This is a genomic window from Thermocrinis jamiesonii (assembly GCF_000702425.1).
Taxonomy (GTDB): domain Bacteria; phylum Aquificota; class Aquificia; order Aquificales; family Aquificaceae; genus Thermocrinis; species Thermocrinis jamiesonii.
The window spans coordinates 17,763-28,573 of the sequence record NZ_JNIE01000008.1 but is presented as its reverse complement, the minus strand read 5'-3'; the positions used below and the strand labels follow the sequence as shown (position 1 = coordinate 28,573).

Annotated in this window: 11 protein-coding genes, 1 tRNA gene and 1 pseudogene; 6 read left to right on the top strand and 7 right to left on the bottom strand. The window is 41.2% G+C overall.

The window, feature by feature from the left end; translation table 11 throughout:
- The 3 genes and pseudogenes from K217_RS07795 to K217_RS0107270 all read left to right on the top strand — a co-directional run.
- Positions 1 to 309, top strand: a pseudogene (locus K217_RS07795) (hypothetical protein); the annotation flags it as partial.
- A gap of 137 nt (positions 310 to 446) precedes the next feature.
- Positions 447 to 1,592 carry a fructose-1,6-bisphosphate aldolase/phosphatase gene (fbp, locus tag K217_RS0107275; protein ID WP_029552457.1) on the top strand — a complete coding sequence of 382 codons (1,146 nt, stop codon included), beginning with the start codon at positions 447 to 449 and terminating at the stop codon, positions 1,590 to 1,592.
- A 3-nt stretch (positions 1,593 to 1,595) separates the two neighbouring features.
- On the top strand, positions 1,596 to 2,048 hold the full coding sequence (locus tag K217_RS0107270; protein WP_029552456.1) for a hypothetical protein: 453 nt from the start codon (positions 1,596 to 1,598) through the stop codon (positions 2,046 to 2,048).
- A gap of 3 nt (positions 2,049 to 2,051) precedes the next feature.
- On the opposite strand, the gene fabZ is transcribed toward K217_RS0107270, so the two are convergent.
- Positions 2,052 to 2,498 carry a 3-hydroxyacyl-ACP dehydratase FabZ gene (gene fabZ / locus K217_RS0107265; protein ID WP_029552455.1) on the bottom strand — a complete coding sequence of 149 codons (447 nt, stop codon included), beginning with the start codon at positions 2,496 to 2,498 and terminating at the stop codon, positions 2,052 to 2,054.
- Positions 2,499 to 2,536: 38 nt separating this feature from the next.
- Between fabZ and K217_RS0107260 the strand changes: the two genes are divergently transcribed.
- Entirely contained in the window at positions 2,537 to 4,255 is a 1,719-nt protein-coding gene (locus tag K217_RS0107260) for an ATP-dependent DNA ligase (protein ID WP_343122412.1), read from the top strand.
- A 1-nt stretch (position 4,256) separates the two neighbouring features.
- Here K217_RS0107260 and K217_RS0107255 read toward each other — a convergent pair.
- Positions 4,257 to 4,330: transfer RNA gene (locus K217_RS0107255), tRNA-Met, on the bottom strand.
- 19 nt (positions 4,331 to 4,349) lie between these two features.
- Here K217_RS0107255 and K217_RS0107250 point away from each other — a divergent pair.
- Positions 4,350 to 5,735, top strand: a complete 1,386-nt coding sequence (locus K217_RS0107250) for an NAD(P)/FAD-dependent oxidoreductase (protein WP_029552453.1) — start codon at positions 4,350 to 4,352, stop codon at positions 5,733 to 5,735.
- On the opposite strand, the gene K217_RS07580 is transcribed toward K217_RS0107250, so the two are convergent.
- Genes K217_RS07580 through dapA form a run of 5 tightly spaced genes read right to left on the bottom strand, consistent with a single transcriptional unit; the run spans position 5,701 to position 10,149 of the window.
- A complete protein-coding gene (locus K217_RS07580; protein WP_052178134.1) occupies positions 5,701 to 7,164 on the bottom strand; it encodes a GGDEF domain-containing protein in 1,464 nt (487 codons plus the stop codon). The genes K217_RS0107250 and K217_RS07580 overlap by 35 nt on opposite strands.
- The gene (gene dapF, locus K217_RS0107240) at positions 7,158 to 7,997 is read right to left on the bottom strand and encodes a diaminopimelate epimerase (RefSeq protein WP_029552451.1); all 840 of its coding nucleotides are present in this window, start codon (positions 7,995 to 7,997) and stop codon (positions 7,158 to 7,160) included. The genes K217_RS07580 and dapF overlap by 7 nt, the downstream gene beginning before the upstream one ends.
- A 6-nt stretch (positions 7,998 to 8,003) precedes the next feature.
- Complete coding sequence (speE, locus tag K217_RS0107235) at positions 8,004 to 8,846, bottom strand: polyamine aminopropyltransferase (protein WP_038028162.1); 843 nt, start codon at positions 8,844 to 8,846, stop codon at positions 8,004 to 8,006.
- Between the two features lie 21 nt (positions 8,847 to 8,867).
- A complete protein-coding gene (locus tag K217_RS0107230; protein WP_029552449.1) occupies positions 8,868 to 9,263 on the bottom strand; it encodes a DUF4149 domain-containing protein in 396 nt (131 codons plus the stop codon).
- Positions 9,256 to 10,149 (bottom strand): 4-hydroxy-tetrahydrodipicolinate synthase, encoded by an 894-nt coding sequence (gene dapA, locus K217_RS0107225; RefSeq protein WP_029552448.1) that lies wholly within the window; start codon positions 10,147 to 10,149, stop codon positions 9,256 to 9,258. Before dapA ends, K217_RS0107230 begins: the two co-directional genes overlap by 8 nt.
- Positions 10,150 to 10,242: 93 nt before the next feature.
- On the opposite strand from dapA, the gene K217_RS0107220 reads away from it, so the two are divergent.
- Entirely contained in the window at positions 10,243 to 10,809 is a 567-nt protein-coding gene (locus K217_RS0107220; protein WP_029552447.1) for a hypothetical protein, read from the top strand.
- The last annotated feature ends 2 nt before the right edge of the window (positions 10,810 to 10,811 follow it).

Genomic DNA, 10,811 nt, shown 5'->3' with positions numbered 1-10,811 from the left:
TGGTTTCATCCAGCGAGCTATAATGAAGTTAAGTCTTTTAGGTTAAGGAAGAGTAAGAGTAAGTGGTTTAGGTTTTTGGTAGAAACTTTTGAAGTTATAGGGGATAAGGGTTATAGGGGCTGTGAGCATGTAGTAGTTTGTGAGAGGAAAGAAAGCAAGAGCATAAGACAGGCTGTGGAAGGTGTGAACTCACAGATAAAGGTTTTCAATTACATCAGCAGGTGGAGGAAGGGTATAACACTTTTGGCTTACCTTTATGGATATGCTATTGGCTACAGCTTCTTCAGAAAAAGCTATGTGCTTAGTTAATTTCTCACCCGACGTATATTATCTTAAAATTAATGCATACTCACTCATACGTAAGGTATAACCCTGCGTATAGATTAAGCCCTTAATTATAGCCTTAATGTGGTTTATAATAGAAAAAAACAGAAGGAGGTAGTTCCGTGAAGATAACGTTAAGCGTGATAAAGGCAGACATAGGGGGGTTTGTAGGACACTCTGGTGTTCATCCCGAAGTTTTGGAAAAGGTAAAAGAGATAGGTTTGGCAGAGGTGGAAAAAGGCAATCTCATAGACTGTCAGACCCTCGTGTGTGGAGACGACATAGCTTTGGTGATGACCCATCAGCATGGGGTGGATAGCGAAGTGGTTCATGGTATAGCTTGGAGGGCTTTTGAAGCAGGCACGGAGATTTCCAAAAAGTTAAAGCTTTACGGAGCGGGACAGGACTTACTTTCTGATACCTTTTCTGGAAACGTAAAAGGTATGGGACCGGGCGTGGCGGAAATGGAGTTTGAAGAAAGACCTTCTGAGCCCGTTATAGTTTTCTTTGCGGACAAAACCTCACCAAGTGCGTGGAATTTACCGCTTTACGAGATGTTTGCAGATCCTATGGTATGTGCAGGACTGGTAATAGATCCAAAGATGCACGAGGGATTTACCTTTGAAGTTTTGGATACATTCACAGGAAAGGCTGTTAGACTCTCTACGCCTGCAGAGCTTTATGATCTTTTGGCTTTAATAGGCTCTGTGGGAAGGTATGCCATAAAGAGCGTTTGGAGAAATTCAGACGGTGAGATCGCCGCAGTAGCATCCACCCAAAGATTATCCCTTATAGCGGGCAAGTATGTGGGTAAGGACGATCCTGTTATGATAGTTAGGGCTCAGTCAGGTTTTCCGGCAGTAGGTGAGATTTTGGAACCCTTTGCAAGACCCTGGATAGTGGAAGGTTGGATGAGAGGATCCCACAACGGACCCATAATGCCCGTTTCATTCAAACAAGCTACGCCCACCAGGTTTGATGGACCACCAAGGGTTATAGCGGCAGGGTATCAAATAGCCCAAGGCAAGCTCATAGGACCAAGGGACCTCTTTGATGATCCAGCCTTTGATAAGGCAAGAGAGCAAGCCCAAATTATTGCGGACATCCTCAGAAGGCAGGGCATATTTGAACCTCATAGACTACCTTCGGAAGAGATGGAATACACCACACTACCAAAGATCTTGAAAAAGCTGGAAGGAAGATTTTACGATCTTGAGGAAGGAAAGAAAGCACCTACAGGAGAAGAACATCACACCGAAACGGACTAAAACATGGAAAGGATTTTAAGCGTAGAAGAGAAGGTCGTTCTAATAGTTGAAGAGTTTCTTGAAAACATAGAAAATAAAGAGCCCTTTGCCTATCATCTGGAAGACTATCGTTTTAGGCTAAGATCTAAATTACTTGAACTGCTAACCCAATTTGCTGACAGCAAGTCTGCCAACGCAAGCTTTGACAGTGCATTGGAAGGCATATTGGTTTGTGTGGAAAAGCGTCTGAACAGTGTAGACTTTGAGAACGAAAAAGAGCTTAGAAGGTTCTTAGAGGCTGTGGAAAAAACCAACGAACTGCTTAAAGAATTTTTAGAAGGAGACAGGGTAAAAGACAAGTCTGTGTTATCCAAAGTTTCCGGAAAGTTGGGAATGCTGGCGGAGGAGTTGAGGTTGGAAATTAACAAAAGGTTTGGAGGATTGCTAAAGAGAATTAAAAGATTCTTCAGAAAGTAGGATCTACCTTTTGAGTTGGGACAGTTCCCTTGCGGAGGCGTAAAGCACTGCCTCTGCTACTAACTGATCATTAACCTTTGCAATACCCTTCATTTTGGAAAGGCTCTTTTTTAGAGAAACTGCCTCCAACTCAAGCACAAGCTGATCTCCGGGATACACAGGTCGTTTAAACCTTGCTTCATCTATGCCTGCAAAAACCACAGCGTATTTTCCTATTTCCAAGTCCAAAGACTTAATCATCAGTATTCCTCCCACCTGCGCCAGCGCTTCAAGAATATATACGCCGGGCATTAAGGGAAAGCCGGGAAAGTGTCCCTGAAAGTAAGGCTCGTTGATGGATACGTTTTTTAAACCCACTATTCTCTTTCCAAGCTCAAGCTCAATGATTTTGTCCACCAACAGCAGTGGATAGCGATGAGGAAGTATTTGCATTATCTCGTCTATTTCCATCACTTTTTTATCCTTTTCCGCCATCCTTTAAAATTATAATGGTGAAATTTTTAGAGCTTGCACAGTTTTTTGAAAGACTTGAGGGAACTACCAGCAGGCTGGAAATGTCCCAAATACTCTACGAACTTTTTTCTAAGGCAGACAAAGAAGAAATAGATAAAGTGGTCTATTTGACTATGGGAGAACTCGTGCCTTCCTTCAGGGGTTTAGAGTTTGGCGTGTCCGAAAAGTTGGTAATGGAAGCTTTGTCCAAGGCTTGCGGTTTGAAGCTGAGCAGTATCCAAAAGCTTTACAAAGACTTGGGAGATGTGGGAAAAGTAGCTTTGGAGGTGTTAAAAAGGGAAGGGAAGGGTTTGAGTGTTTCTCAGGTTTATGAAGAGTTGTATAGTATAGCAAGGGCTAAGGGAACCTTAGACAAGGTTATGTTGCTTATCAACCTACTAAGGGCTTTATCTTCCGTAGAGGCAAAGTTTGTGGTAAGAATCATAGTTGGGAACCTTCGCTTGGGTGTGGGAGAGGCTACGATCATAGAAGCCCTGGCTCTTCTGTTAGGCAGAAGGGAATATAAACAGATGGTAGAAAGAGCTTACAATCTTTGTTCTGATCTTGGCTTGGTAGCAAAAACTCTTGCGCAGAAAGGTCTACAAGGTTTGGCAGAATTTAAGATACAGCCCGGTTATCCTATACGCATGGCTTTGGCAGAAAGGGTAGCAAGTGCAGAAGAGTTAATAAGAAGGTTGGGCAAATGCGCCGTTGAGGCAAAATACGATGGCTTTAGACTCCAAATTCACAAAAAGGGTGAGGAAGTTTATATATACTCAAGAAACTTAGAGCCTATGACTGAAATGCTCCCTGAAATAAAGCAAGCCATCACAAAGATTGACGCTGATGAGTTGATCATAGAAGGAGAAGCATTGGCTGTAAATGAACAAACGGGAGAGTTCTATCCCTTTCAGATAACCATACAAAGGAAGAGAAAATACAACATTTACGAATACTCAAAGGAGTATCCGCTAAAACTCTTTTGCTTTGACCTTTTGTATTTGAATGGAGAAGATTACACCACTAAGGCGTTCATAGACAGAAGGAAAAAGTTAGAAGATCTAATAACTTTTGGAAATACCCTTGAGCTTTCAGAGTTAAGAATAGTCCAATCTGCAAAGGAGGTGGAGGAGTTTTTTGAAGATGCTATTCTTAGAGGCTTAGAGGGAATTATGGGAAAAAGGCTTGATGCACCATACACCGCAGGCTCAAGAAACTTCAACTGGGTAAAGCTAAAGAGAAGCTATAAGGGACAACTTGCGGACACCGTAGATGTGGTCATAGTGGGCTATTTCTACGGAAGGGGAGCAAGGGCAGAACTGGGCATAGGAGCACTGCTAACCGCAGTGTATGATCCTTCTTCCGATACGTTTAAGACCGTTAGCAAAGTGGGTTCGGGCTTTTCAGAAGAAGAGTGGATAAGTCTAAAAAAGATGTTGGATGAGATTAAGCTTGATCACAAACACGCAAGGGTTGATTCTTTGATAACGCCCGATGTATGGGTGGAACCAAAATACGTGATAACCGTATCCGCAGATGAAATAACCCGCTCGCCTTTGCACACCGCAGGAAAGACAGGGGATGAACCCGGATACGCCTTGAGATTTCCAAGGGCTGTTGGTTTTGTAAGGTTAGACAAAAGGCCAGAGGACGCCAATACTGTAGAGGAGATCCTAAGGATGTATCAGATTCAGAAAAGGATAAGTGTGGAATGAATGGCGGTGGGAGGACTCGAACCTCCGACCTGGGACTTATGAGATCCCCGCTCTAACCAACTGAGCTACACCGCCTATGATTTATTATTATACTATGCGAGTTGTAATAGTAGGCAATGGTCCTGCAGCAGCCTCCGCTATTGAAGCCTTTAGGCAGGTGGATAAAGAGTCAGACATAATAGTCCTTTCGGACGAGCCTTACCCAACTTACGCACCAAACTGTATGGAGAACGTAATTAGGGGGGACATTTCGGATCAAGCACTGTTTTACAAAGGGGGATATGAGTTTTATGAGCGCATGAGGGTAGATTTCAGACCAAACAAAGAGGTGGTAGGCATAGACAACAAAAGAAAGGTGGTTATAGTCAAAGGTGGGGAGGAGATATCTTACGATAAGTGTCTTTTGGCTGCGGGTGCAAGCGCCTTTGTCCCACCCATACCCGGAAGAGAATTGGGTGGTGTTACCACTGCAAAAAACTTGGACGACGCCAAAAGGATAAGGGATTTGGTTCTATCTGGAAGGGTAAAAAGGGTTGTGATCGTAGGAGCGGGTCCCATAGGTGTGGAGGACGCAGAAACTCTAAGGAGTATGGGCATTCAGGTCGCTGTAGTGGAGTTTTTTGACAGAGTTCTCCCAAGAATGCTGGACAAATACATGGCAGACAGATACATGAAAATCCTTGAAGAAGAGGAGGGTATAGAGTTTTACCTAAACCATCAGGTTTTAGCAATACACGGGGAGGACGGTTGGGTAGAGGCAGTAGAAATAGTTCAAAATGGCAGTGATAGAAGAAAGTTCCTTAGGGCAGATTTGGTTATCCTTTCCACAGGCGTTAGACCAAGGACGCATTTGGTAGCAAATACGGACATAAAGATCCACATAGACGAAAGGACTGGAAGGGTTGTAGGTGGAATACTTGTGAATGAGTATCAGCAAACATCAGACAAAGACGTTTACGCCGCTGGAGACATATGCTCTGGAATTGATGCATGGGGCAGACAAAGGTGGATCGCCCTTTTTCCACCTGCTCAGCAAGGGGGAGCAGTGGCAGGCTACAACATGGCAGGTCTAAAGGTAAAGCATTCTGGTTTGGTGGATTATAATGCGGTAAAAACTCGTTCTGTGCCAGCGGGCAGTGGAGGAGTGTTTGAAGACGCAGAAAGTTCAATGGTCTTTGAATACGAGCAGTATCTGATTAAAGTATTTTTGAAGGAAGGTAGGGTATGCGGATACCAATTTGTAGGGCAACCAAAAACTAAAAGGCTAAACCAAAGAAATGCCTTTTTAAAAGATAAAGCGTGGGAGCACATAATGAAGGATAGAGGCTTGGGCTTAGAGGCTTCTGGAGTTTTGTTCCATCACTTTATAAATCAAAAAGACAGAAACTTTTCGCCAGAGGTGGTAAGGGTTATAAAGATGGGTATGCTGAGGAGTTTGGGAAATCCTAAGTTTGAAACTCCCCTGTTTTATCGGGAGTAAAAACTTCTACTCTATTCCTTCCCCCTTCCTTTGCCTTGTAAAGGGCAATATCTGCCTCTTTTATTAAATCATCTATACTCTCCATACCACTTCTAAATTCAGACGCTCCTATGCTAATAGAAACTAAAATCACTGTATGACCATACTCCACGGGTCTATTTGCTACCGCACTTCTTATCCTCTCGGCTAATATCTTTGCTCCATCTAAACCTGTATTGGGCAAAAGCACAGCAAACTCCTCCCCTCCCATTCTTGCACAAATGTCAGACTGCCTTACCACACTTCTAAGCACATCTGCAAAGACTTTTAAAACTACATCTCCAGCGTCATGTCCATAAGTGTCGTTTATCTTTTTAAAGTGGTCTATATCAATGATCAAGAGAGACAGCTTTTTCCCATACCTTTTTGCCTCTTCAAAGATCAAATTGGCGTGTTCAAAGAAGAACCTTCTGTTTGGCAAACCGGTAAGTGAATCATAATAAGCCAATTCCTGAAGTTGTTTGTTCTTGGCTTCAAGCTCAGAAAGCAGATTGCCTATGGTTGAAGCAGCATCTATAAAGCTGTTTCTCAGATGGTCAAGTTCGTCCATTTTTTTGGAAGTTTCAAAGGGCTCTATTTTAGAAAAATCCCCCATTTTAATCCTATTGGAAAACTCCTGGAGTTTTATTATTCTGACTATTAAATCCTCGGAAAACTTGTAGAGTAAGAAAGAAGATAGCAATGATAACACGAAAGAATAACCAACAAGCACACCCATCAAAGTGTAGAAGTTTGCGTATATGTGAGAAACGTCCTTCACAAACAACACCTGCCCAAACTGATAACCACTTTCTTCAAAAAGTGGAAATTCTACTAACAGAGCTTTTTTTAGACCAGTTCCGTAAACCAAGTATCCACCTACCTTAAATGGCACATTAAGAACCGATTCATCAGAAAAGCCTGCTATTATTAGATCGTCTTTAAACAACTTATCCTTGACAAACCTATCTAAAAGTTCCTGTGGTAGCCTATCAATGTAAGATCTATCGTAGTAAAGCAACCATTCAACGTAGTCTAATTCTTCCATCAATTCTAAAAGCTTTTTAAAATTTATACCCAAAAAATAGCAATCTTCATCCAAAAAGATTTTCTTACCGTAATAAAGTCCTCCGTCTGTAATCCTGTAGTGCGGTATCCCACCGCATTCCTCATCTACTCTTAACAATATATAGTAATCATCTTTACCTTGAATTATTTTAGATTTAGCTAACTCTATATTACGTTCTTCGTGCTTAAGCAAAGTTCTAAAATTGTTGTATAGAGTATCCCTTTCTTTAATCAATGCTTCTTCACTTATTCTCTGAAATACGAAATATATTAAGAATGCTGTTGGAAAAAATGTTATCAAGAAGGACAGAATAACCCGTATGAGTATTCTTTTCTTTAACATTCAAAGAATTCCCTCCGCAAAAAGCCATCAAACACTCTCACTACGCTACCCTCCAAAAACACTTGCGTTAAATGCTCGTCAAAGTCTATGTTAAGAGTTTCCCCACTGCGGGTTTTAACCTCCACAGGTTTTGTAGAAACAATGCCTTTTTTGTAAGCAACTAATGCAGATGCTGTGGCACCTGTCCCACAGGCTAAGGTTTCTGTTTCTACACCCCTCTCATAGGTCCTTATCTTTATGCTGTTAAAACTTATAGGTTGGATAAAATTTACATTAGTTCCCTTAGGCTGAAAGCTTGGATGAAATCTGATCAATCTGCCCAGTTTAATCACATCAATCTTTTCCACATCATCTACTAAAACTACAAAGTGAGGCACTCCGGTGTTTATAAAACTCCCTTCTATCCTCTGACCATCCACATCCAAAACTACCTCTCTGTAGTCTTTGGGTTGGGTAAGCTGGACTTTTATTCTTCTGCCCTTTTCCAAAACAAAGGCTTGAATAACCCCAGCTAAGGTCTCAAAGCGAACGTATTCTCCCACTATACCCTCTTCAAAGGCAAACCTAACCGCACAGCGCGAACCATTACCACACATCTCTGCCTCAGAACCGTCCGCATTAAAAAACCTCCAGCTAAAGTCGTTATTTTTGTCCTTTGGATTCTCTATGAGTATTAACCCATCCGCACCAACGCCGGTGTGAAAGGCACATACCCTTTTGACAAAGTCTTTTATGTCAAGGTTTAAGTCCTTCAAAAACTCCTCTACCTTTTTATCTCTGTTGTCTATGATTACAAAATCGTTACCCGATCCTTGCAGTTTAGAAAACCGCATAGCTAATTAGAACTTGTAATCATCACTTAATATCTTTTCATAAAACCCCTTTGGCAAGAAAGCATGTTTGTGCATTTCCTCACTGTAAAGTTTTGTTTGAACTTTGACCTCCCTGCTTGGCTCCCTAACTTGGTATTTCTTACTACCTACAGACATTGTCCACCAATAACCCGCATAACCCGGAATTACCGCAGTGTATAGATCAACTATGGGAAAGATCTTTCTTAGCGTTTTTTGGATCCTTCTTACTATCTCCATATGGTAATAAATGGATTCAGTCTGTCCCACGTATATCCCATCTTCCTTGAGGGCTCTATAGACATACTTAAAGAACTCTTCCGTAGTGAGCACATGTGCAAATCCCACTGGGTCTGTTGAGTCAACTATTATCACGTCAAACTCGTTTTCGTAATCTTGGATGTATTTATAACCATCTTCGTTTAGAACGATTACTCTTGGATCGTCAAAGGCACAGGCTATGGTGGGCAAAAAGCGCTTTGATACTTCTATTACCTCCTTATCTATATCCACCAAAACCGCCCTTTTAACCTCTGGGTGTTTTAATACTTCTCTCAATACTCCTCCATCTCCTCCACCTATAATGAGCACAGTTTCTGGGTTAGGATGGGCATACAATGGCACGTGAGCCATAAATTCGTGATAAATAAACTCAAATTTTTCATCGCACTGAGCGACACCATCCAAAACCAAAACCCTTCCAAAGTATGGAGATTCAAGCACGGTTATTTCCTGATACTGGCTTTTGCCGTGGTATAGCACATTCTCTACAGGATAGCAGTGCCTAATGGGTGCATAGGGATCCCTCTCCATAAAGAACACATCCATCATCTCTACTCACCTCATTAGTTTTTATATCTTTCTTACCAAAAGTATAATCATAATAAAAGCAAGCAGTAAGCCAAATAAATTTAAAGCCATGGACACACCATGCCACTTCATAAACTCTGAATAATCAATCATCTTTAAATTTCTGGCTTTTGGAAGAACATAAAAAAGATGAAATCCATGCACTAAGAAATTAGCCAAAGATACTGCAAAGAAAAGTTTGCCTAACTTCCAACCAAGCACTACGGAGATCAGCATTACAAGAAAGCCAATACCAAAGTAAACTGGAAAAACTTTCTCTACCACCCTCCCTGCCTCTGCCCTTTCCAAAACTTTAAAAAGAGTAGGTGCTATGTATGCACTGAAAAAGACACCCATACCTAAATAGAAGCTGTTTAAAAAGAATAAAAGCTTACTCATGCTGAACCACTAAGGGTATATTGTAAGACTTTAACACGCTGAGAAGTTTCTTTTCGTTTTCTGGTTTCATCTCACACATAGGTAGTCTAAACTCCTTTTCGCACATACCCATAGCCCAACAGGCGGTCTTTACAGGTATAGGGTTAGTCTCTATAAAGAGCACCTTAAACAGATCATACAGATAGTAGTGCATCTCCCTTGCCTTTTTGAAGTCTCCCTTCAAAGCAAAATCTACAAGCATTTTAACTTCTTTGGGCATTACGTTGTTGGCAACAGATATTACCCCTTTTGCTCCCAAAGCCATCATAGGAAGCGTTAGAGAATCATCACCAGAAAGAATAGTAAAGTTTTCTCCCATCAACTTTTTGATCTCCGATATTCTATCCATGTTTGGAGTGGATTCTTTTGAACCTACGATATGTTCGTGTTCCTTTGCAAGTTTGTATATGGTTTCTGGCGCTATCTCTACTCCTGTCCTTGAGGGGATGTTGTAAAGAATTATAGGTATGCTTACTTCTTCCGCAACAGCTTTGAAATGTCTGTAAAGTCCTTCTTGGGTTGGCTTGTTGTAATAGGGGACTACCAAAAGGCAAGCATCCGCTCCTACCTTTTGAGCGTGAGTTGAAAGTTCAATGGCTTCGTGGGTAGCATTGGCTCCTGTGCCAGCTATTATTTTTATTCTCCCTTTGGCTATCTTAACCGCCTCTTCTATAACTTTTTCGTGTTCTTCAAAGGTCAGGGTGGGAGACTCCCCGGTGGTGCCACACACCAAGATGGCATCTGTGCCGTTGTTTATATGAAACTCTATGAGCTTGGCCAAAGATTCATAATCTACTTCCCCATTTTTGAAAGGGGTTATCAAAGCTACAATTGACCCCTGAAACATGGCTTGTAAGATTATAAACCAAGTTTTACATTCCATACCTATTTATTGATTCCTCCCCAAGCTTATAATGATAAAGGTAAAGAAGGGATAAACATGGAGCTTGTTGCTGGTTTTTTACTTTCCGTTGTTATCGTATTAGCTGGCATTCTCCACAGCAAAAATACTAATGAATCAGTTACCGTTGAAAAAGAAGATAAAGTAGAAAAAGACATACAGCAAAAAGCGGAGGCTATTAATATTTCAAACTGGATGCCTTTGGATGTTAATAGAGTAAGTGAGAATCCAAAACATTTGCCTTTAAACCCGGAAGTTAAAACAGCAGAAGTAGAAAGTAAAGAATCATTTAAATACGATATAGATTTCATAGAAGGGATTGTTAATCACTATGTTTCAATAACCATAATTCCAAATTCGGATAGGTCTATTGTAGAAATTAGACAGAAGGTTGAAAAACTAAGCTTAATGAGTGAGTTTGTAAAAGTAAGGGCATACATATCTAGACAACCCAAGATTTACGAAGAGTACAGCATACCGCCTGTAGATTACAGGAATAAAACAGCTATAATAAGAATTCCTATTGATAAAAAGTATGAGTTTTATCAGCTTCAGTATTCAGTGAAGGGACCGTTCAAGGAGCCAGAGGTGATACGCGTAAAGTAAAG

Bases quoted from the DNA above. Each gene is read 5' to 3' on its own strand.
- K217_RS0107270 (WP_029552456.1), top strand. From the start codon at position 1,596: ATGGAAAGGATTTTAAGCGTAGAAGAGAAGGTCGTTCTAATAGTTGAA.
- fabZ (WP_029552455.1), bottom strand. From the start codon at position 2,498: ATGGAAATAGACGAGATAATGCAAATACTTCCTCATCGCTATCCACTG.
- K217_RS0107260 (WP_343122412.1), top strand. From the start codon at position 2,537: ATGGTGAAATTTTTAGAGCTTGCACAGTTTTTTGAAAGACTTGAGGGA.
- K217_RS0107250 (WP_029552453.1), top strand. From the start codon at position 4,350: ATGCGAGTTGTAATAGTAGGCAATGGTCCTGCAGCAGCCTCCGCTATT.
- K217_RS07580 (WP_052178134.1), bottom strand. From the start codon at position 7,164: ATGTTAAAGAAAAGAATACTCATACGGGTTATTCTGTCCTTCTTGATA.
- dapF (WP_029552451.1), bottom strand. From the start codon at position 7,997: ATGCGGTTTTCTAAACTGCAAGGATCGGGTAACGATTTTGTAATCATA.
- speE (WP_038028162.1), bottom strand. From the start codon at position 8,846: ATGATGGATGTGTTCTTTATGGAGAGGGATCCCTATGCACCCATTAGG.
- K217_RS0107230 (WP_029552449.1), bottom strand. From the start codon at position 9,263: ATGAGTAAGCTTTTATTCTTTTTAAACAGCTTCTATTTAGGTATGGGT.
- dapA (WP_029552448.1), bottom strand. From the start codon at position 10,149: ATGTTTCAGGGGTCAATTGTAGCTTTGATAACCCCTTTCAAAAATGGG.
- K217_RS0107220 (WP_029552447.1), top strand. From the start codon at position 10,243: ATGGAGCTTGTTGCTGGTTTTTTACTTTCCGTTGTTATCGTATTAGCT.